The organism is Cytobacillus firmus DS1 (genome assembly GCF_000565285.1).
Classification (GTDB): domain Bacteria; phylum Bacillota; class Bacilli; order Bacillales; family Cytobacillaceae; genus Cytobacillus; species Cytobacillus firmus_A.
Genome location: NZ_APVL01000031.1, coordinates 1 through 21,694 on the forward strand (window position 1 = coordinate 1; position 21,694 = coordinate 21,694).

25 protein-coding genes are annotated in these 21,694 nt (G+C 36.7%); 21 read left to right on the top strand and 4 right to left on the bottom strand.

The window, feature by feature from the left end:
* Nucleotides 1-366 precede the first annotated feature (366 nt).
* The 12 genes from PBF_RS22540 (at nucleotide 367) to PBF_RS22585 (ending at nucleotide 9,692) form a co-directional block, all read left to right on the top strand.
* Nucleotides 367-669, top strand: a complete 303-nt coding sequence (locus PBF_RS22540; RefSeq protein WP_035332996.1) for a hypothetical protein — start codon at nucleotides 367-369, stop codon at nucleotides 667-669.
* Nucleotides 670-916: 247 nt separating this feature from the next.
* Complete coding sequence (locus tag PBF_RS26910; protein WP_035332997.1) at nucleotides 917-2,302, top strand: hypothetical protein; 1,386 nt, start codon at nucleotides 917-919, stop codon at nucleotides 2,300-2,302.
* 14 nt (nucleotides 2,303-2,316) lie between these two features.
* Entirely contained in the window at nucleotides 2,317-2,622 is a 306-nt protein-coding gene (locus PBF_RS22550; RefSeq protein WP_035332998.1) for a single-stranded DNA-binding protein, read from the top strand.
* A 22-nt stretch (nucleotides 2,623-2,644) separates the two neighbouring features.
* Nucleotides 2,645-3,136 carry a single-stranded DNA-binding protein gene (gene ssb, locus PBF_RS22555; RefSeq protein WP_035332999.1) on the top strand — a complete coding sequence of 164 codons (492 nt, stop codon included), beginning with the start codon at nucleotides 2,645-2,647 and terminating at the stop codon, nucleotides 3,134-3,136.
* A gap of 106 nt (nucleotides 3,137-3,242) precedes the next feature.
* A complete protein-coding gene (gene dnaN / locus PBF_RS22560) occupies nucleotides 3,243-4,355 on the top strand; it encodes a DNA polymerase III subunit beta (RefSeq protein ID WP_035333001.1) in 1,113 nt (370 codons plus the stop codon).
* Between the two features lie 75 nt (nucleotides 4,356-4,430).
* Nucleotides 4,431-4,745, top strand: coding sequence for a hypothetical protein (locus PBF_RS22565; RefSeq protein ID WP_035333002.1), 315 nt, complete (start codon nucleotides 4,431-4,433; stop codon nucleotides 4,743-4,745).
* 81 nt (nucleotides 4,746-4,826) lie between these two features.
* A complete protein-coding gene (locus tag PBF_RS26260) occupies nucleotides 4,827-5,000 on the top strand; it encodes a hypothetical protein (protein WP_160169281.1) in 174 nt (57 codons plus the stop codon).
* 93 nt (nucleotides 5,001-5,093) lie between these two features.
* Nucleotides 5,094-6,065 carry a hypothetical protein gene (locus PBF_RS22570; RefSeq protein WP_035333003.1) on the top strand — a complete coding sequence of 324 codons (972 nt, stop codon included), beginning with the start codon at nucleotides 5,094-5,096 and terminating at the stop codon, nucleotides 6,063-6,065.
* Nucleotides 6,066-6,209: 144 nt separating this feature from the next.
* Nucleotides 6,210-6,380 (top strand): hypothetical protein, encoded by a 171-nt coding sequence (locus tag PBF_RS26265; RefSeq protein WP_160169282.1) that lies wholly within the window; start codon nucleotides 6,210-6,212, stop codon nucleotides 6,378-6,380.
* A 502-nt stretch (nucleotides 6,381-6,882) separates the two neighbouring features.
* Nucleotides 6,883-8,214 carry a DUF3238 domain-containing protein gene (locus tag PBF_RS22575; protein WP_035333004.1) on the top strand — a complete coding sequence of 444 codons (1,332 nt, stop codon included), beginning with the start codon at nucleotides 6,883-6,885 and terminating at the stop codon, nucleotides 8,212-8,214.
* 169 nt (nucleotides 8,215-8,383) lie between these two features.
* A complete protein-coding gene (locus tag PBF_RS22580) occupies nucleotides 8,384-8,746 on the top strand; it encodes a hypothetical protein (RefSeq protein WP_035333005.1) in 363 nt (120 codons plus the stop codon).
* 223 nt (nucleotides 8,747-8,969) lie between these two features.
* The gene (locus PBF_RS22585) at nucleotides 8,970-9,692 is read left to right on the top strand and encodes a hypothetical protein (RefSeq protein WP_035333006.1); all 723 of its coding nucleotides are present in this window, start codon (nucleotides 8,970-8,972) and stop codon (nucleotides 9,690-9,692) included.
* 112 nt (nucleotides 9,693-9,804) lie between these two features.
* On the opposite strand, the gene PBF_RS22590 is transcribed toward PBF_RS22585, so the two are convergent.
* The gene (locus PBF_RS22590) at nucleotides 9,805-10,083 is read right to left on the bottom strand and encodes an HU family DNA-binding protein (RefSeq protein ID WP_035333007.1); all 279 of its coding nucleotides are present in this window, start codon (nucleotides 10,081-10,083) and stop codon (nucleotides 9,805-9,807) included.
* A 315-nt stretch (nucleotides 10,084-10,398) separates the two neighbouring features.
* Between PBF_RS22590 and PBF_RS22595 the strand changes: the two genes are divergently transcribed.
* From PBF_RS22595 to PBF_RS22625, 7 genes are all read left to right on the top strand, one after another.
* Nucleotides 10,399-10,719 carry a hypothetical protein gene (locus PBF_RS22595; RefSeq protein ID WP_035333008.1) on the top strand — a complete coding sequence of 107 codons (321 nt, stop codon included), beginning with the start codon at nucleotides 10,399-10,401 and terminating at the stop codon, nucleotides 10,717-10,719.
* A complete protein-coding gene (locus PBF_RS22600) occupies nucleotides 10,716-11,846 on the top strand; it encodes a PD-(D/E)XK nuclease family protein (protein WP_035333009.1) in 1,131 nt (376 codons plus the stop codon). The genes PBF_RS22595 and PBF_RS22600 overlap by 4 nt, the downstream gene beginning before the upstream one ends.
* Before the next feature lie 63 nt (nucleotides 11,847-11,909).
* Nucleotides 11,910-12,413: a hypothetical protein gene (locus PBF_RS22605; RefSeq protein ID WP_035333010.1), complete on the top strand. Its 504-nt coding sequence runs from the start codon at nucleotides 11,910-11,912 to the stop codon at nucleotides 12,411-12,413.
* Nucleotides 12,413-12,862: a hypothetical protein gene (locus PBF_RS22610; RefSeq protein ID WP_035333011.1), complete on the top strand. Its 450-nt coding sequence runs from the start codon at nucleotides 12,413-12,415 to the stop codon at nucleotides 12,860-12,862. The genes PBF_RS22605 and PBF_RS22610 overlap by 1 nt, the downstream gene beginning before the upstream one ends.
* Nucleotides 12,855-13,043, top strand: a complete 189-nt coding sequence (locus tag PBF_RS22615; RefSeq protein ID WP_035333013.1) for a hypothetical protein — start codon at nucleotides 12,855-12,857, stop codon at nucleotides 13,041-13,043. Before PBF_RS22610 ends, PBF_RS22615 begins: the two co-directional genes overlap by 8 nt.
* A 105-nt stretch (nucleotides 13,044-13,148) precedes the next feature.
* Nucleotides 13,149-14,024, top strand: coding sequence for a DNA cytosine methyltransferase (locus PBF_RS22620; protein ID WP_035333015.1), 876 nt, complete (start codon nucleotides 13,149-13,151; stop codon nucleotides 14,022-14,024).
* 56 nt (nucleotides 14,025-14,080) lie between these two features.
* On the top strand, nucleotides 14,081-15,481 hold the full coding sequence (locus tag PBF_RS22625) for a DNA cytosine methyltransferase (RefSeq protein ID WP_035333016.1): 1,401 nt from the start codon (nucleotides 14,081-14,083) through the stop codon (nucleotides 15,479-15,481).
* Between the two features lie 268 nt (nucleotides 15,482-15,749).
* Here PBF_RS22625 and PBF_RS25065 read toward each other — a convergent pair whose 3' ends face one another.
* Nucleotides 15,750-16,622 carry a helix-turn-helix domain-containing protein gene (locus PBF_RS25065; protein WP_051488993.1) on the bottom strand — a complete coding sequence of 291 codons (873 nt, stop codon included), beginning with the start codon at nucleotides 16,620-16,622 and terminating at the stop codon, nucleotides 15,750-15,752.
* 910 nt (nucleotides 16,623-17,532) lie between these two features.
* Here PBF_RS25065 and PBF_RS22640 point away from each other — a divergent pair.
* Nucleotides 17,533-19,185 (top strand): helix-turn-helix domain-containing protein, encoded by a 1,653-nt coding sequence (locus tag PBF_RS22640; RefSeq protein ID WP_235192322.1) that lies wholly within the window; start codon nucleotides 17,533-17,535, stop codon nucleotides 19,183-19,185.
* Nucleotides 19,186-19,561: 376 nt separating this feature from the next.
* Here PBF_RS22640 and PBF_RS26270 read toward each other — a convergent pair whose 3' ends face one another.
* Both PBF_RS26270 and PBF_RS22645 read right to left on the bottom strand, forming a co-directional pair.
* The gene (locus PBF_RS26270) at nucleotides 19,562-19,729 is read right to left on the bottom strand and encodes a hypothetical protein (protein ID WP_160169283.1); all 168 of its coding nucleotides are present in this window, start codon (nucleotides 19,727-19,729) and stop codon (nucleotides 19,562-19,564) included.
* Nucleotides 19,730-19,916: 187 nt separating this feature from the next.
* Entirely contained in the window at nucleotides 19,917-20,924 is a 1,008-nt protein-coding gene (locus tag PBF_RS22645; protein WP_035333020.1) for a hypothetical protein, read from the bottom strand.
* Nucleotides 20,925-21,283: 359 nt separating this feature from the next.
* Here PBF_RS22645 and PBF_RS22650 point away from each other — a divergent pair, with 359 nt between their 5' ends.
* Nucleotides 21,284-21,583 (top strand): hypothetical protein, encoded by a 300-nt coding sequence (locus PBF_RS22650; RefSeq protein WP_035333022.1) that lies wholly within the window; start codon nucleotides 21,284-21,286, stop codon nucleotides 21,581-21,583.
* Nucleotides 21,584-21,694: the final 111 nt, after the last annotated feature.

Here is a 21,694-nt window from a genome sequence, read left to right on the forward strand (position 1 = left end):
TTACATGAGCGACATGGTCAACTTTTGGGTTGACATTTACAACAGTCAAGACCACAAATGAACTGGATTTTGATTTACTTACAAATTCTTTTTTAATCATATTACTGTGTACGTTACTAATATATATAGCTTGGACTTTAGTGGAAAAATTCAGAAATAAATAATCTACTCTAATAAGCTTTCTGGCCGGTTCGTAAAAGGGCCGGCTTATTTTTGAATTAATGGATTGACTTTTATTATTTTCATTAGTGGAGTTCAAGCAATATCGGGGTTCCGAAGAAGGCTCTTAGATGGTTACATGGAAAATTGTACTAGAAATAAGGGAGCTGTACATACTATAGGAAATTAAGTTGAGGTGGTTCAAAAATGGAACTCGATTTTCAGAAAAAAGAACAAATACTGTCAGAATTTAAATCAAACATAAATAACATTGTGAAGAATTCAAATGTGAAGGAGGTTGAGGTTTTTGAAGATTATTATCAGGACAAGCAAATATTTGGATATGTTGTGGAACGGGCGGATGAACTAAAAGCTGAGGTATACACTGAGTACACAGGTATAGAAGAAAATCAGGTATTGAAAAATGTCCACTGGTTTATTAATGATGGGGAGAATAAATCAGGTCCATTTAATGGATTAACCGCAGCGATTCAGCAATTCTTAGGGTAAACTTTATCTTGGTTAAAAAAATGATACTCTATTTTGAAACTTATGCTATAATATCTATATATTTCTATTTATTTCTTCTTTTTCCATCCATGCGGAAGGAATCTACGGGTTGACAAAAAGCACTCCTTGAAGTGATCAAAAGTATCTGTTTTGTTGTGATACTAATTGATGACTTGAAGGAGTGCTCTTTTTTTTGTGCTCAAGCCCTGTGTAGAGGAGGAACTTTTTAAGGAGGAGGAGATTGTTTATGGCTAGAATCAGCAGCGAAACAATCGAAGCAGTAAATTCAGCAGGGATTTTGGATTTAGCTTATGCGCTTGGGAATAACCCTAAACGTATAGGGAAGCAATACCAAATTCCTTGCCCTAACCCTGGCCACTTAGCAAGAGTCAGTGACAACACGTACATTGAGCCAAACAAGAATTTATTTAAGTGTTTTGCTTGTGAGGCAAGCGGTTCGAGTGCATTCAATTATTATTTTTGGAATGAGTACGGTAGAGCATATGACAAGAATAATAAGGAAGACAAGAAGACATTTCCGAAAGTGATTGAGGCAATCGCTGGTCTACTAGGAATTCCCATTGTCTATGACGATGGAAGTACCGTTCAAACCAAGAGAAAGCCATACGTTCGCCCTCAAACAAAAGAGCTGGAACCTTTAAATGATGACATTTGCGATAAGGTATATCGTGCCTTTTTATCCTTATGTCCGATCAGAAAGGAACATGCGATTGAGTGGATGCAGAAACGAAAATATACAAAGGAAGATATCATAGCCTTGGGTTTTCGTTCTATTCCCTCTGGTGAAGAATTGATGCCAATTTTGCATAAGTTGATTTTAAAAGGATATCCATTAGCCCGGGTCCCAGGCTTCGTTCAGCGGTTAATTCCTGAATCAGTTGGCAGCCAGTATCCGAAGGAGCTAGTGGAGCCTGATAAGGAAGGTAGAGGATATTGGGTTTGGACGATCTCTGCCGGGAAAGGCGGATACTTCATTCCTGTTCGGGACCGCCAGGGAAGAATAGCGCGAATGCGTATTCGTCGCGATGTTGGGAATCCCAAGTATATTTGGTTCTCTTCTACTGACAATACTGCAACGGAAAAAGAGAAATACCAAATTCGCCGTAATGGTGCTGCAAGTGGAGCCCCGCTTCATATAGCTCCTCCCGTCTCTCAGGTTAAGATTTGGGAAGTCGGGAATGATCTTTCCGAGGTCTATAATGTCAAAGTTATTATCGGAACAGAAGGGGAGCACAAGTCTCAGCTTGCAGCAAACATTCTAAAATCAACGATTGTGGGGATTCCAGGCGTAGGTAACTTTGCCCCGCTCATTCCATTGCTGAAGGATTGGGGAACCAAAAAGTTTATCTTAGCGTACGATATGGACACTCTCAAACGTGAGGATGACTCAATTAAAGCCCAGAAGAAGCAGCAATTATTATTCGATAAAGTAGCCCAGTTGGCTACTGAGGTAAAGAATTTAGGCATTGATTGTTATCTTTGGACATGGGATATCAAAGACGGCAAAGGCCTGGATGATCTTCTTCAAAATGGAAAGTTGCCAATGGAAATTGACTTCAAAACGAAGGCAAGAAAATTGGTAAACTTAAAGGAACTACATTTAGTTTCTTAATAGGAGGAAGAGTCATGCAAAGCTTTACTGCCGTTGGAAGACTTACAAAGGAGCCAAACCTAGTATATTCAGGGGATAAAGCTCGATGTGAAATGGTGTTAGCCGTGGAAGATAGAGAAAGAAATCGGACAGATTTTTTTCCTGCAGTTGCTTGGCATCAGCAAGCCGTTAACTGTGCCAACTATCTTGTAAAAGGACAAGAAGTGGCGATTATCGGAAAATGGCGATCATCGAATTATACGAAGAACGGACAGCCTATGACCAGGCTGGAAGTGGAAATAGAATCTATTAAATTCTTACAGGCGCCTAAGGCGAGGTAAATAAAAAGGAGAGTTGATTCTGATGATGAATCGAGTTGTACTTGTTGGACGTTTAACGAAGGATCCGGATTTGCGTTATACACCAAATGGGGTGCCGGTTGCAAGCTTCACACTTGCTGTAAATCGTACCTTTACAAATCAGCAAGGGGAGCGGGAAGCAGACTTTATTAATTGTGTAGTTTGGAGAAAGCCTGCAGAAAACGTAGCGAATTTCCTAAAAAAAGGAAGTCTTGCGGGTGTTGACGGACGTATCCAGAGTCGCAGCTATGAGGGTCAGGATGGGAAACGTGTGTTTGTAACGGAAGTCCAAGCTGAAAGTGTGCAATTCCTTGAACCGAAAAATTCCGGCAGCAGAGTAGATAACAGTTCTTCTGGAGGTCAGGATTTCCCGTTCGGAAATAATAAAAGTCATGGCCCGGATAACCAAAATCAAGGTGGCTATACTCGAGTGGACAAAGATCCATTTGCTAATGATGGACAAATCGACATCTCAGATGACGACCTGCCATTTTAGGAAAGTGATAAATGAGTTAAGAGAGGGAAGTCATATTTCCTCTCTTTTTTATAAAAAACTCTAGTAAATCAAAATAAACCTATTAACTTTTTGAGGAGGAAGTATAATGAAATTTGAAATTCAAAAGGAAGTATTAATACATGCAGTAGGAGTGGTCATTAAAGCCATTTCACCTAAGGTTTCTGTACCAATTTTGTCTGGTCTTAAAATAACAGCTACAAGTAAAGAGATTATCTTTGTCGGCAGCAATAATGATATATCCATTCAAAAGACTGTCCCATTAGAAAAAAATGGGGATGAAAAAGCAAAGGTTCATGAAGAGGGAAGCGTGGTCTTAAACGCAAAATTCCTTAACGAACTAGTTAGGAAAGTGCCAAAGGATGACATAACTTTCACTGTAGAAAAGAATAATGTCACAAAGATTAAGTCAGGTAAGTCGGTATTCTCCTTAAATGGTTTTCCAGCTGAGGAATATCCTAAATTACCTGAAATTGAAGGAGAGGCAGATTTCACTTTATCTGCAGGTGATTTAAACTCAATCGTAAAGCAAACTGCATTCGCAGCTGCTACATCTGAATTAAGGCCGATTCTTACAGGAATTAACCTTAATTTGAAAGATGGATTGAAAGCCATAGTGACAGATTCGCATCGTCTGGCCATCAAGGAACTCAAATTAGCCGGTGAAGATCGGAATGTTACTATACCTGCCAAAGCATTAATCGAGCTATCAAAAGTGTTTGAGGACCAAGAGGAGCAAGTAGAAGTGATTCTTAAAGATACACAAGCATTATTTAAGTCTCACAACCTACTGTTCTATTCTCGCCTGCTGGATGGCAACTTCCCACAAGTATCTAAGTTATTGCCAACAACATTCAATACTACATTGAAAGTTGACAGAAAGGGTTTAAGTGCAGCATTAAATCGTTGTGCTTTAATTGAATCAAAGAACAAGGTAGTTGTTCTAGAAGTAAAGGACAAGCAGGCTGTTTTAACGGTCTCTTCTCCAGAGGTTGGGCAAATAGAAGAATATCTTGAAGACTTTGAGATTGAAGGTAAGGATATCAAGATTGCCTTTTCCTATAAATTCACTCAAGATGCTTTAAGTGCCTTTGAAGATGAAAAAGTCCAGTTTCAATTTGTTGAAGCTCTTAGACCTTTTATTATTAAAGGAGAGAAATGCGATTCAGTAACACAACTGGTGTTACCAGTTAGAACTTAAAATGTTTTTAACAGAGATAGACCGATTACTTTTATGTAGTCGGTCTTTTTATTTTTTGAATAAGGGATGATTGAAATGGATTGGTGTAAAAACAGGTTAAAAAATTCGAGTTCACAAGAGTATTTAGAGAGCAAAGTAAATATACTCCTTGCAGGTTCTTTAAAAGAAAGAGATCAATATGCCCAAGAAAAAGCAATTAAATCTTTCTGTGAGGGGATTGGATATTTAGAAGGTGTCCTTTTATTTCAACGACATATTCATCCTAGTAACATAGAGCATAGTAATTGGATTGGAAAAGAAGCAGCCTATATGGAAGCTTTAATAGAAGTAGATTTGATCGTAAAAGAAGCTATTAATAGGCAATATAGACATTTTTGTATATTCCTTTAAAGAGATAATAATAACTAAATTAGGATTGATACGCACATCGTCTTTATAAACTTTGTGCGTATTTTTTTAGGAGGAAAAAGAATGAAACATGATAAAATTGAATTAACAGAAGAAAAGATTAAACAACTGGCAGAAATCACTTTACATCCCCTTTTTACCCCGTTACCCCAGTCAATTAAATGCTCGGAAAAATTCGGGTGGGCGAGAGGGCTTGTCATGCATGTAGAGACAATACTTCATGGCAATTGGTACTAGTGGTTGAAGATTTTAGATAAAGGCGAATGGGATTCCAATGATCCTTACCCGCAAATTGAACTTTCCCCAAGCGGTAGTGATGAGGTCAGGAAAATGTTAAAGAAATCATTTGAGCCGCTTCAATACAAAGGGATTCGAAGTTACGAGTTTCTTAGTTGGATAGGTTATGCTTTGGGAATTTCATGGTTTGAAAAACCAAATATTGATGATCAGTCCTGGAAGCATCTTTATGAGAACTTTAACTTTGATTTATTTTTACAGTATCCATCAGATTATTTAAGCCTATTTTTAGCGGAAAATGGATCTTCTGGGCATTTAGATTATTTCCCTACACCGCTTCAAATTACAATCGCAATGAATAGAATGCTAGAATGTGAGGATGAAGTTAAATCGATTACAGATTTAGTCTATGAACCTTGTGTCGGAACGGGAGCGATGGTGTTACCATCCCGAAGTTTAAACGTGGTAGCAAGTGATCTATCACATCTAATGGTGCGCGCTGCGGCAATCCAGGCTTTCCTATATAATCCTTCTATGCTATATGTGCCTAGACCGGTTATTGGCCTTCACGCGGATCCACAAGAGCTCAGAATCAACAAGTACTTTGAGCTTGAAGTTGACTCTAGAATTTACTGGGGAGATTCACTCCTAGGGGAGTTTAGCTGCCCTAAGAACATCTTTGTAGAGGGCAGTGAGTTTGTTGATGTGTTTTTCCATCCACTTGATTTGGAAAAACATGAAATTTACTTGTACGAAGAGGAACTTAGAAAGCCGTGGCAGTCATTATCATTGGAGATGCAAAAAAAGATTGTCGCTGCAATGGCCAGGGAGATTCAACCTGATAGAACTATGACAAACCCTCCTTTCAATGCGAAAATACCAAAGCATGAAAAAGAGCGTATGAATGAGATTATTAAGAGGAACCAGGCATTTATAGAGAAACGGAAAAGCAGGGAACGCCTCAGCATGTTCCAACAAATTGAGGAAGATATTGAACAAAAAATGGAGCTAATAACTACTGATTATAAAGGTGTAAGTAAAGAGCAGCTTATGTTCGCTTTTTAATTAAATTTTTTAAGAAAATTGTAGAAATATCCAATAAACCTTGATAGAATTTCTATATATAAGATGAAAAGGGAGCACCCCTACTAACAATAATAATTGTAGTAGGGGTGCTTTTTTTATAAAAATTTTAGGAGGAAACCAAATATGGTCATGATGATTTATTTGTATTTAGTTTTGACTGCTATTTTTCTAATTGGTGGTGGGGTAATGTATATTTTAGGATGTTACTTTGACAAACCCTGGTTCTCCAAAGTAGGAATTGGGGTTTTAGCACTCAGTATGTATACGATTAATCAAGCAAGTATATTAGTGTAATGAAAAAAAGCGGTTCACACTTTTTAAGTGGATAGGCCGCTTTTTTTTTATATTTCTTTAGTTCACTTCTCTTCTTTTCTCCTACCTCTTTTCTCTCAGATAAAAAATAAAAATATTATCATTCAAGTAAAATTTTTCAAATTTGTATAGATTGATATACCCAAATAACATTTCAGGGTTTTGGACTCATTTTTATATTGAAACACGACTTGGCAGGTAAGTCCTATACAATTTGGATATCTGTAACCAAGAGCCTGTCCCTACAGTAATTGGGAATAAAATAAATACACATTTTAAAAGGAAGAATGCATTATGCAATATATTTAATGGGGAAATATATCCAATTTGTTATTAAATATATCGGGATTAGAAATTTTAAAATCTGGAAAGTGGGTACTTATTGACCATAGAAGCTAAAAAAATGGTATGATACCATGAATTTTGTAAATTATATGGAATTTTTTATAAAAATATTCCAAAAATACCAATCGGAGGGGTAGAAATGAAAAAGCTGTTTGTTACTAGCATCATGCTTATCGTAGGATTAATCTTTTCTTTCACTACTGTAAGCGCTTCTTCACAATTTGAAGTAGATTACCAAACTACTTCAAACAGTGTACATATTGAATGGGAGTCTGATGCTGCATCATTTAAATTATACTCAGGTAAGAAATTAATTTGGTCAGGTTCTGCAAAAGAATATACAGCTGAAAATCTTAAATCAAAAAAGCAATATAAATATCTATTAGTTGCTTTGGATTCAAATGATAAAGTTGTAGATCAGGCAGAATTAAGAGTTATTACAAAAAGTGAGAAAGCGAAAAAAAGCCTGCTATTACAAAAAGTAAAAAATGATGAACGATTATTAGATGGTGTTACCATTGATGCCATCATTAAAAATAACAAGGTCATTGTTAAATGGGATGAAAAATTACCGGATGAAGATGGAGCTATTGATCTATATAGAAATGATGAATACCTCGGCCAAATAAAAGGTAACTCCTATGTGGATACTGACATAGAACCAGGTAAGTATTATACATATCGTGTACAAGGTGAGAAAAAGAAAAGTGAAGAAGAAATAAACCAAGCTGTTAAGCAAGCTAAGAAAGACGGTTGGACTATTACTGAGGATGTTCTAAAAGAGTTATCTTATGAGACTTTTGATTTAGGGAAAATCGTTCAAACTTTCTCTGAAGAGCAAGTAATGAATAAAAGCGTTGAGCAAGCTCAATCTTACGCAATTGCTGCTGCGATTCCGCAAAGATACAACTTTAGGTATACAACTTTTATTCCAGAAGCTAAAGTTGGCATCCCAGGAAATCCAGCTTCTTGTCCAACTTTCCGTGGAGATAATAGAGGTTTCGCATTTGATCATAGCAGGTATCGTACACAAACGGAAGTCTCTGCATATTTAAGCGGGACAACTACTGGAACTGCTAGTTGGGTAACAAGAGATGTGGGTCAAAGTGCAAGATATAATTGTGATGGCACAACTGATTATAAAACTCAGACGAGCTATACAATGTCCAAAACAAATCTAGAAGCTACTTCTCAATTTGTTTCATGGAGAGTTGTTCACGCAGTAGGCGATCCATTTGATATTATCAATATTGCTCCACCAGTTATTGATTACACATATACTGCTAACGTAAGTTATGATGGAGACATCCAGGTTTTTGGTGAACACGATCAGGCACCTGCCCATGAAATGTATGCGTATATCCCTAACTCTGATGCAATGTTGCCTATTTTCCAACATCAAAATAAGGGATTATTATACCTTGCTCCACCATATCCAAATGCAGATATTGAATTTAGTATTTATAACTAGTAGAAATATCTCAAAAACTTGGGGTGATGACGACATGTCATCGCCCTTAGAAATTTCATAGCCCTTATTTCTCTTACTCAGAGTGTTTATCCATGATAAACTTATATACTCAATAATATTGGTATTTACGTTTGAACTTTATTAAAAACAGTAAGGAAGGTGGGATAGATTGAAGAAATTCATCTCAAGAAATATTCTGACCTTAATAATAGTTTCTATAGTACTAACGATTATGTTATTACCTAGCTTATCACAAGAAAATTCGCCATTAGTACTATCGTTTGTGGTTGTATTCTTTTATGCAATTTTATTTATTTTATTATATGGAGTATCTTCATCATTAATAGCAGAACTTCTTAGTTTGCGGGCGAGTAGTAAAAATCGGAAAATAATAAAAGCTGTGACCTTTTTAGTTTCTTTAGCTGTGTTTTCCTATTTCTCACCTAATCTGGTGTATGTACTCTATGCCTTCATCGTTGCTGCTTTATATTTCTTAATCGATGAGTTTCTTAGAAAAAAGGATCCTGCTTAGATTTTTAACTCAAATATTCACAAAAAAACCTTCAAAATTATTGAAGGTTTTTTCTCTGTGTTGTGCCTTAAAATCAGCCCCTCACTTATCATATTTATCTTTCTAATGTACTCTTATCAAGATTCTCACTCGTTCTAGAAAATAAAATAATTTACAATGGAATAAGAAAATTAAGATACTAAAATGAATTCTATAAAATATGTCTGTGGTTTGGGGAGAGGAAATGGAAATCACTAATAAACGCCTGCTGAATTATTTAAGTCGCTTTGGACTAGCTATAAATTATGATGAAGAAAATAACAGCGCTTATCTATATACAAATCGAGGATATATTTTGACTAAAGACGAGCATCTAGAAGTAATTACTGCGTTAATGAATTTCCTTGAACAAGTTACTGATGCGGAGATAGAGCAAGTAAATAAAGATTTTGATAGAGAACCTGATTACCGGAATCCATTATTTATAAGAACTGACCGAAGAAACAAGTGGAAAGAAGGATACGTATTCGTTTATAAGGAACTGGCATATAACAATTATAGATTCGGATTTACCAAAGATCTAGAAATAAGAAAACGCTCATTAATCAATGCATCACCAGTTGCACTGGATTTTATCATTGAGATTAATATGGAAAATATTGAGGAATTTAAAGAATTCCTTGAAGAAAAGTTCAGCATTAGAAGACTTCCTGAGTCCTGGTTTAATCTCTTAGAGGAAGATATAAATTATATAAGAAAAGGAGCATTACAAGACTTTAGGGCATTAATTGAAACTCGGGAAAGCAGGTTCGACGAGGAATTTACATGTCCAGTTTGCCAAACACATGTGACTTCTAAGAGGAAGACATCATATTTTAAATGCAATCATTGTAACGGGCGTTTTGATACAAAAAATTGCGTGCTAGAACATCTGGATATGTCACATGGAATTGCAAATAACAAATAGGGGAAAACCTACCTGTATAATACCAAAAGCTCAACCACTCCATTAGTGGATGAGCTTTTTGTTACTCCAGTAAGATTCCCTATTATTCTGAAGTGGTAAGTATGTACAATTTTTATGCTTTGACAGCATCTTTTAACGCTTTGCCTGGCTTGAATACAGGCAGTTTAGACGCTGCTATTTCAATTTCTTCTCCTGTTTGAGGGTTTCTTCCTTTTCTAGCCGCTCTCTCACGAACTTCAAAATTACCAAATCCGATAAGTTGAACCTTGTCTCCATTCTTTAGTGCTGTTTGAATGGAATCAAAAACAGCATCCACCGCTCTGGCTGCATCCTTTTTTGATAGTTCCGCTGTTTCAGCTACCTGGTTTGTAAGGTCTGTTTTATTTAACATAATAAGCACACTCCATATTATTAATTCAATCTGTCAGATTGTATCTCATTTTTATCATATCTTTTTCCATATAAGCAAATTCTCTATGATTCTCCCTTATAAACATTACAATTATTGTCCATTTATGGTATGATATAGCATATAATTCTTCTATTTTATTCATGTTTCACCTACGCAGGAGGAACTTTTTTACGCAATGCGCTTTTCAGAAAGTGACCAATCTATTAATGCTGCAAAACAGCTATTAATTGGTCCTTTTCTGAAAAGCGTTTTTTTTTGCTTTTCGACCAAATACTTTTTAAGGAGGAGTATCCATTGGTTATTCAAACGCACTTTAACAATGGATTCGCAACGTATTTTGCAAATGAGAAGGGGAGGATTGCTGCGCAAATCTCTATGAAGGATGGAAAATATTCTGGTTTCAGTATAGTTCCGTTGATCATGGATATGCAGGGCAGCCAGGCCGGCTTGTTATTCTTATTAGATTGGGTAACAAAGAGGGCTAAATCTCCCATTCTCGCTGATATTAAGTATCCACTCTTAGTAGATTTCGGGTTCCAGCATGATGAGCTAGGTTTAGTCTGGGATCCATCCATGGACGTGGAAGAAGTTGAGCCGGTTGTGATGTTTTCATGACCGCGGTTCCTAAAAAAACTGAATGTGCTAAAACTGTCACGAGTGTAAATTCAAAGTATTGGAGCTATTCTAGACTTTCAATGTTTCGCGACTGTGAACGCCAATTTTATTATAAGTACGTTTTAGGGCTCCCTTATCCGTCCAACCACAGTATCAGGGTAGGGAAGATTTTTCATAGGGCCATCGAGCTTATGATCAGAGAGGGTTATTCTTCTTCAGAAGCATTATATTTCTCCATTGGAGAACAAGAAGGCTTACCTGAGGGAGAAAAAACTTACTATTTACTAGGAATGCTTAATAAGGCTTTTGATCGTATTCCTAGAATGGATCATCTTGAAATATCGAGTGAATTAGATTTAAGCATAAAAACGACTAAAGGAGTCATCAAGCTTATCATTGATCTGGTCATTGATGATCCGGCCAATGATGTTACCTATTTGTGGGATTTTAAAACTAGTTGGAGTTCTTTTTCTGCAGAGACCCATATGCAATTGCCATTCTATGGTTGGCTCTATAAACAGTATAGAGGATATGTTGGCAGCACCTTTAAAGGAAAACTGGTTTTTCCCCGGTTGGATATGAGTGAGGACAATGAAGTACTTCTTACAGATGAAAAACTAGAGAAAGCGAAATTATGGTTAATCCAGACAATAACTCTTATTGAATCCAAAGATCCGGATAACCAAGAGGACTGGAAGATGGCTAAGGACCGTTCAAAATGCGATTATTGCCCGTATGCAGCCCGATGTGCAGGAGGCTTGTTAGCGGGACTACCTAGCACTGGTGAGCCCCGGAACCTTCAGGAAGCTGAAAAAATCGGAGAGTACCTCTTATCTCAGGAACTTGCTCTAAAAAATATGAAGAGTGGGTTTAAGAAATGGGTAGAGGATAACCAGTCAGTTAACGTTGGCAGTGGTATTTGGATGATTGAACAAAAGTCCAGTGCTAAATGTGAGGATGTGGATGCACTAATTGATTTTGCTCAGCGAAATGGATTGGATATTAAGAAGGCATTAAATCCTAAACCCGCTATTTTAGCAGAGTGGCTCCTAGAGGATGAAACAGGGGAGTTAGAACAACTCATTTCTTACTCGAATGGGCGTAAAAGCTTTAAATATGTTAAATGAGGATGGCGAGCGGCTTATTATGGTCGTTCGTCTTTTATTACAAATTAATTGGAGGAATAAATAATGAAATTTGAGATCGCACCAGCATATCAAGGTAGGAAAGAGATTTCTGCAGAGGACCTCTTAACAGCTGTGCATATTAGTTTAAATCAGGAAGCAGACCTTTTCGAGGACGGGCAGCTTGTTTGCAGCTGGCTCGGACTGCCAATGGACCAAAACATTGAGAACCTCCATCTTAAAGGAAATACTACGTATGTCCAGAATCATCATTATTGCTTTAAGTGGTCTGATGAAAGTAAAAATACGAATAAAATTTTTGCTGCGTTTCTTCCTCATGTTTGGGAAGGAGAGGATATGCTGCAAGTGAATGTTCATGATTATCGCGCTTCAGCAAATGAGCGAGAGTTTACGAGTTTAGACGAATTACATGACTTCATATTCGAAAATTACCCAGAAATAGAACCTTCGTTTATCAGCATATGGGTCTTTGGAGCAGAAAGTAAGAATTACCGGTTAAATACTATTACCCAAAAAGGAGCAACAGTTCTTGCTGGAGGGGAAAATTAATGAAAGAAACCATAAAGGGAAATGAAATGGAAAAGATGCTTCAAGCTAGAGGCTTTCAAATATTGGATTCAGAAGGGTGTATTAATTCAACTCTTGTGGTCGAATATGCTGTCAGCTTAGGATTTGAATCCTCATTAAACTCTGAGGGAATCCTCGAATTTAGCAAGAATATCTATACTGTTGTAAAAGGGCCGAACTTTATAAAAGGTGACCATATCACAGTAAGAGAATGGTTTGAAGTGCAGCTGGAACAAGTAATTGGTATTTCGGTTGCGCTTGAATCAAGTGATGATGATGGAGAGTTAGAGGTTTTCTTACATTCTGAAAATGAAGAAGAGCTGTCCATTGAAGAATTGTCAAAGCTAGAACATTTAGGTATCACACAAGACAACTCCTTGGATACAATCCTTGCATTAATAGGGGGAGAGTTGGTGCTGCTAAATGGATGAACCTGTTTTTGATTTTAAAAAAATGATGAGATTAACAAACAAAGACCGATTGTTGTCTTTGGTCTTCAAAGATCTTATGAGTCGAAAAGGCTTTAAAGATGAAAGAGAGGTGTATCAAATCATCTTCAATGGATATGTCCTTAATGATTCCATTATGGAAGAGGAATATATGAATTGCTGATAGATAAATCAGTTTGAAAGAAAGGTTGTTGCCATGGCAGCAGCCTTTTTCCATGCACTTTTAATGATTAAAAACTTATACCATTTTTCAGGAGGCATACAAATTATGATTACAGCCAAGAGTTATTTTAGCGGTTGCGGTGGAATGGATTTAGGAATGCAAGAGGCCGGTATTAATGTGGTGGAGTCCTTTGAGATAGACCTGGCCGCATGCAAAACCTTAGAGCAGAATTTTAAACACAAAGTAAACCAGTGTGACATTGCCAAGATTAAAGTATTGGACCAGCAATCTGCTGACGTGTTTATCGGGACTTTTCCGTGCACAAAGTATAGTTCGATCGCTGACATCCGTGGAACTCGGACCGGGGATGAGCTATTTCTTCATTTTTTCCGGCATGTTGCTTTAGCACAACCTGAAGTGTATGTTGTTGAAAATGTCCCGGGGATGAGGAAATTTCAGGTTGTTATGGAGTGTTTAACGAAGCTGCCCAATTATTATGTTCGGGTAGAATGCCCTGTTAACGCTAACCTTTGGCTCCCTCAGGAGCGCAAGAGATTAATAATTATAGGCTCAAAGAGACCGTTTAACAGCTTGCGCTATCCTACTCATAGTAACCCTATAAGAATGAGAGACATCATCGATGTGGGAACCGAGGTATATTCTCCTGATTATGTATTAAGACGCCTAAATGGAGCATATAGAGACAAACCCATTATTACTGACTTGGATGGAATAGCTCCAACATGCGTAGCTCACTATGCTAAGGACCGATCAACAAGATTAATTAATGATGGTAAGTCTATTCGTCCGTATTCAGTGAGAGAATACGGGCGCCTCCAAGGATTCCCTGATTGGTTTGAGTTTCCTGTAACGGATAATGAAGCATACAGACAGATCGGCAACGCCGTCCCAGTTGAAATGGGCCGCTGGGTAGGGCAGGAAATAATACGATACTTTCAAAATTATTCATCTGTTGCCTAGTCAGCAGATGAGTTATTAAACAGTGAAAATATAAAAACTTTTTAAGGAGTAAAAATATGAATCTAAAATTGAAGAAAGTCTATATGGTATCTAAAAAAGCTGAAAAACCTCGCTTGTTTCTCCAACACTTAGTATGCGAAGCAGCGGGATTAACGCCTGGCCAAGAATTATATATTTCTATCAATGAAGAGAATGAAGAGATTCAGATTCAAAATTATCCTATGGATACAGAACATAAAATTCATGTAGCATCCAGATTAAGCAAAGTAAGCGGCAAGCGCCGGCCATTAGTTGATACTGCAGGTGAAAAGTACTCATCAATTATCGATGTGAAACAGAAAGTAGAAATAAGCGTTTATCGAAAAGGTGAGAATAGCCGTATTGTGATTCAGCCCCTTAGATATAGCTTGTTTACAAATAAAACGCTACCCTCTCAAAAGGATGAGAGAATTCGTCTTTTAAGTATCGCAGCAGGAGCTGGCGTTGGAACTGCCGCAATGTGTGATACCCAGCTTTTCTCTGCAATTCAAGAGGTTGAGTTGGAAGATGACAGTGCAGAAGTACTCATGAAAAATTTTCCCCATTCCTATATTTTTAATGGTGATATTAGAGATGTTCATGAAGTACATGAAGCAGATGTCGTATTTGCTAGTCTTCCATGCAATGAATTTTCAAGTTTAGGTTTTCAAGAGGGTAACCTTATGAATAACCTTATGATTGCAACTGCCAAAATCATTAAGAGTTCCAAGGCTGAGATGTTATTCTTTGAGAATGTTCCGTCCTTTTTTAAAAGTGAAACATGGTTTAATCTAAGAGATCTCTTAGCGGATGATTATCTTTATTGGACTGAAAAAGAATTAGAAGCTTGGGAGTTCGGCAGCATAGCCTCCAGGAAACGCATTTATTGCTGTGCATTTAAACAAGAAAGAGCTTTTAAGTCTTTTCAATTTCCAGTTCCAAAGAAGATGCGCAGACGCAAACTTAAGGACATAATGGATCCAGCTAATGTGAAACATGAATGGAAAAGCCTTGAGAAATGGATGGATTCATTTAATAGCAGAGAAGCATGGAAAGATCGCAGCTTAGATTTAACGTTCGTAACAAAAGATGCGACTAAAATACAATGCATACCAAAGCGTTATGCCGGCCACTCTGCTTCTTCAAGCTATGTTTTAAATGAAGAAAATAAGAAAAGCTGGCGCTTCTTATCTGTAAATGAAATCAGAAAAATCTTAGGTGTTCCGGAATGGTTTGAATTCACAGACCATATTTCGGACTTAAGAAAATATGAGCTCCTGGGGCAAAGTGTAGATTGCAGGGTAATAAAGGCCATTGCAAATCGTATTGCCCATACTTTTATGAAGTTAAAATCGAGAGCTGAAATTTCTTTAGGTAAAAATGAATCTCAAAGTTTGTCTGTTACCAACAATGGACAGCTACAATTACTGTTCCCCTAATGTCCAAAAGAAAGGATGAGAACAATGAAGTTTAAAGAATGACATGACACGTATTGTGATCATTTGGATCTTAACCAAGATTCTATAAAATCCCTAGAAGAGGAGTATAAGGAATGGTGCTTTATTAATGGTCTTGCACCAATATGGGATTAATCTGTTTTTAAAGCATGTTTATATATTTCTATTAACAATCAAGGAATCCTTTTTGAGACTAACTCAAAGAGGGTTTCTTTTTTTAAAAGGTATTTAAAACATCATTGCTACTACTCTAAAACTGCTCCAACCAGTTATAAAAAACAGGGGACGCCGGCTTTGAAGACTTGTTAATATTTTTTGCTTTTCTCTTAGAGAAACCAGGCTGTACTTCATCTTGGATTAAGGTAAGAAAGTAAGCCGACATACTGTATATTGGTTCTGGATAGGCTAATCTCTTATGTAGTTTCATAATGGCTTTAGAGCATGCTTTTAGTAATTTAAATGGCTCAACTTGTAATATATTTATTGCTTGTCCAACAATGTTTTTAGCTGCTTTTTCTGAAAAGTGATTTTCCACTAAATGATCAATTACTGGTTTGTAATGATTTTCAATTTCTGAGTCATTAAGTGAATTTTTTGTTACGCGCGCACGCGCTTTTATATTATTTTCTTCTTCAAAGTTTTTAGGAGTTTGGGAGTTTAAAGAGAGTTTGTCTTTCTTTTCAGGAGTGACTTCACCAGTATTTTCAATAATCTCTGGCACTTCACCTGCTCCGACATTTTCAGCTTCTTCAATCTGTACGATTTCTTCATCATCAACGAGTGCTTCTCCACTAAAAGGCTGCAAAACATAATAGCAGTTCCCATTTAACCCATTGGACCGTTTGGTGTGAAAAATTTTAATAACACCATGATCTTTTAATAGTTTAATGGTGCGCTCTACTGTCTTGGTAGAGACTCCAGCTAATGAAGCTAATGAGTCCTGCTTTAGCCAACATACACCAGCAACCTTACAAGCGTATTTCTTTAACAGATGAAAAACGGCATCGTTGCTTTTCGTCAAAATATTTCTTAAAACACCGTAATGAAGATCCATATGATAATTTAATTCCTCTACAGAATTAAATGACTGCAACTCCCTGGCCAGTTTTGGTATATAGCACATGATTAGAACTCCTTTTGATAGACAAATTCTTATTGGAAATTAGTTTATCAAAATCGAAATTTGTAAAATGCCTCTCTCTAAGAGAAAATGCACCACAAAGAAAAACAGGTTAGTTAGCGTGATACCAATGGATAAAAAAAAAATGACAAATTTTTTGTTCCACATCCTCCGCTATAGTTTTGCACCAATTTAAATTAATGCACCACCCGAAACTTTTGCACCAAACCCTTTAGTATCAAGAGTTCACTAAACGGATTAAGGGTTCGTTTTATATACACTTCTCGCTAATAAATTGAGTTAGTGGTGCATTTTTATTGTACAGGTACCGCTAGAAACCTATTATTTCGTCGAGATTTCATACTATCCCATTCGAAAGCGGTTTCTCTTAAACCGTTGGGAGAAGAAGGTTTATCTATGCTCACATATTTCGCTAATACTGGTGCATAAATGGTTTGATTTAGGCTAGTTTTATGTATACACATTCCGCTAATGGACCAAATTGGTGCATTCTCATACTTTTGTTCCACACATTCCGCTAAACTTGGTGCAAAAAAAATTTTTTGAAAATATATTTGCACCAAAACTGTACACACATCCTGCTAATTTTACATTTTTACCTAATTAATCTGGTGCATTTGTAGGTTTTTTACCCCACACATTCCGCTAATCTATGGTGCATAATGTCCAAGTGGTGCAAAATGAATTTTTAACACTTACAGACTGGTGCATAATCTGTTATTATCACTGTAATAAAGTGCCTAGCAGGGGGATCATGATGAAGTATGATGAGATATTGGATCATTTAATACTGAACTATGAAACTTTAAAAATAGTTCTATTCGAGGAAACTAAGCATCTGTTCCAGGATAGACCGTATATCCTTGAAAAATGGAAGAAACAAGCTTATTCCATGACAGCTGAAGAAGTTAAAAACAATAAGCCTACTGAGGATATGTTATCTTTTGGTGCACTTTATTTGTTGTTTACTGAGGCATTTTATCACCAAAAGCCCATTACAAAGGCTATGATACGTGAAGTAGTGAATGTTTATGGGGATACTATAAAAGCTATACTAGCCGGTAATTTTTATCAGGAGTTTCCGGACGATGTGAAAAGACATAGTATGAATAAACCTCAGATTGACGAGGCCATGCAGCAAGACTACATATTATCTAGTACGGACATTGATTTTCATTTAATGAGAAACATCGTCACAAAAAAGAAAGATTTTAAAGCAGGGGAAACGGGAAAATTGGCAACCGAGATTATTGACAACAAGGGGAAGGTTAAAGGAGTAGCGGAGCTGCGGCCAAATGAGATACAAGCTACATTTACAGCAGATCAGCAGCAAATGTGGTTAGAAATGCTGGGAGAGACATTAAACTCTTTGGACGATTTAACCGCGGATCTGTTTGATCTCATTTCTTACTTGTGGTTAACATCTCCTAAAACAGCTGACGGTTATATTGAATTTCACAGCAATGACGCTCTTCAGCTCAGGAACATTAAAAAACGTACCGTTAAGGGCCAGGAATATGATTATAGGGAGGAGGATCGCTTCAATATCATGAAGCGGGTAGCTGCTCTCTCAAGCATCTGGGTATCCTTAGGGGAAAGAAAAGTACATTTTTTAAACAGTGAAAACATACAAGAAAATGAACTCTATAAATTTAAAGATTTCCAACGGATGTTCGAAATTGGTGCCATTAGGGTGGCATACGATAGAAATACAAATGAAGCCAAAGGTATCTTTGCAGTTCAGGTGAGGCCAACCTCATTGCTAACGCCATATTTAGAAGGACCGAATCGCACCTTGGGAATTTTAGACATAAAAGTGTTCCAATACAATCATTACACCCAGAGAGCGCATAAAAGATTAACACGCTATCTTAATCTTCAGTGGAGAATTCGGACAGTCAAAAGGAATTTAAATCAGCCGTTTAAAGTTGGTACCTTGTTGAAAGAAATGGATTTTTCATCTCGATATAGCGGAGTAGAAATACGGGATATATTCGAAAATACGCTCGACGATTTGAAAGATGATGGAGTAATTAAAGAGTGGTCCTATGTAGAGGAAATTGATGAAAACAGAGTCGGTCGGGTTAATTGGGTCAAGAATTATTGGTCAAAGTTAAATATCTTATTAACGCCTCCGGAATTTATTATCAAAGAGAATCAACGAAATTTTTCAATTCCATTTACTACTTATCAGCAGCAAGAGATTTTTGATAAGATGAACACTCTTGCAAATACTGACATTCCAACAGGACTACCAGGGACTTCAAAAGAAATTGCTTCAACTTTAGAGATGCCTTTAACCGTACCATCAACCAACAGTGTACAATATGTTCAGCAAACCTTTGAATTTGCTGAACCGGAAATATCATTAACTCCTGAAGCCATGAAGGAAACATTAGAAAGATGTAAGTTAAGTATCAGGCAGGCTGCTGAGGAAATAGGGATTGCTCATACAACTCTATCACGGTACATACGGAGAGAAAATAAGCGGCCAAATAAAAAGAATGATGAGAAAATGGCAAAGTGGCTAAACAGTAAAAAGTAAATATCCGATAAGAACGAAAAAGGCCTCCATAGTTTCCGCTACAGAGGCCTTTTTGTAAAAAATTTTCGTGCTCTAAGCCCAAAAACTTTTTAAGGAGTATTAAAAAATTAACATGAATCTACGGAACTGTCAATTTCATCCGGTTTATTAAGAGAAAGGGAGGGCATCATGAATACATTGTTTGAAAATGTTAGGGTATTTGAACAGTATTTAGATGAAACTCAATTGTCCTTCATACAATATATATTCAGGTCCTTCCGCAACAACTTTACGGATTCTTCCTTTTCCATTGCTATAAATGCCGTTAACTACAATTTCTGATTTCTTCATGTTTAACACTCCATTTTTATCTAAAATATTATTTAATTAAGAATACTTATTTGTTGTTTTCGCTCATAAAATCAGCCACTTCGTAATCCTCACCTTTAAAGACGATTACACCTTTATGAATCACTTCAAAGTCTGAAATGTTAACTCTTTTTACAGTGAATTTCCCGAAAGTTTCTTGTGACTCTATTTGGTAAATTTGTTCTTCGGATACCATTTTTTTCTCCTTTAATAGCATTTTTGTTAGTTACTGTAAAGCCATCCGTTTTTGCTTATGCCAAGTTTTAATTTAGTTAATAGCTTTTTTCATTGTTATTTCATACAACAATTTTCCTATTCGTATTTTACCATATGTCAAATGCTTGATTTAAAGAAAGAGAAGCATAAATACGCTTCTCTTACGATTATTTACGTTTAAAATTAACCACGTTGTTTTGTTGTTTATTTTTCTTTTTTAATGGGATTGTTTTTGGCTCAGAATTGGCCATTAAATCCATTTTATCTGCATAATAGTTATCTAATTCATCTATCCAATGAGGTAATTCCTGAGATGGGTAAGGGTAAGGGGCAAGTGCAGGATTTGTATATTGCTGCACTTCCATATGTCCTCCATGAAGCATATTCGTATACCGCTGTCTCTTTTCACATTCCGCTCTCCAGGCAAGCAGAAGAATTTCTCCTTTAGGCTGATCAGGGAAAAATTCTCTCCAACGATAGTGTGGTTCTGCTTCACCGAAATGTTTTGTGAGAACCTTATCTAATTTACTATAGCGCATTTCCATAATAGCCTGCAGCTTCATGGATGTATACAAGCTAAGATATAGGACAAGTGGAATGGAAAACCTTTCCCAGCCATAAACCCACTTAGAAGGATCGGTTAGGGTTATTGCACCAAACCAACCTAAGACAAAACTAAAGGCTGCAATAAGTGTTGCAAGATCCTTATATCCAATATTCTTGATATTCGAGTCCCTTTCTAATGGGTCCAGACTGCTAAAGCTTGCATTGATATAAATTCTGTCTCTGAAAAAAGTAATGACTCTCTGATAGAACCGGTTATCAACTACTATTCGGATATCTGTACTCACTGCCTGTGGCGGGTTGATTAGATAATACGCCATGATTGGTGGAATATATGGTGTTTCAATCCATCTTTCCATTTCTGTTACTAATCGGGTAGACCGGATTTTTTCCATTGTTTCATATTTGATATTTATAATATCTCTTGTGACCAAATAGGAGAACAAAGCAATTAACATCCAATCCCACCATGAGTAGAAGGCAGTATAAAAAAGCCCTAAAATTTCTTTGTACTCATTAAAGATAGGAATCTTAAATACAACTTGAAGGAACCATGTTGCTGGATAGGCAATGACAGCCCAAAAGATCACCATTTTCATTTTCGATAACATAAACTTCACTCCTTAAAAAGTAATAAAAAAGCATTCATTCAATGGCATTTGTCACAAGGACATAAAGTACCATTCAAATGAATGCATTGTAGTAAAGAATAATCTGCCCGCGTGGGTAGACTAGGTAGCAAAGGAAATAGTATAGGATAATCATAGCATTTAATATATACCAAAATAAAGAAAAAATGGTATACTATTCATATATTATTTTTTGTAATTTTCACCTTACCTATGCAGGAAAGGGATAATTTAATTGAAAAGCTCAATTTGAGTTACCGATGAAAGAAATTCGCTTTTTATTGGTGATTCAAATTGGGCTTTTTTTTGCTTTAATTACTTTTATTTAGGAGGAAGAAATAATGAAAACAACTACAGGGTCCACTACTGTAACCGGCTTTAGTAAAGCGGGTTTCAGTTGTTGTAGTCGCTGGAAAAGCTGCAATATGGGAGAAACCTGTTCTTATGAAATGGAGGACCCGGAAGCAAAGGATTTTTGTCGCTGTTATCAACGAAAGCACTCTAGATGTCTAGAAGATGATGCATCAGCTTATAAAGTTGAACAAGCATCAGATCTTCCAACTGACCAGGAAGTCTTTCCCTCAGTTGCTACCGAAGCTGAGAAGGTATTATCGGATCCTGAACAGCTGACTTTATTTTAGAAACTTTTTTAAGGAGCATTCCTGTTAGAAGGATTTTCGGGGACTTGAACAAAAAAGAGCCCTCTTGGTATGATACGGGGTGTCAAATCTGGACGAATTGACCCCTAACTT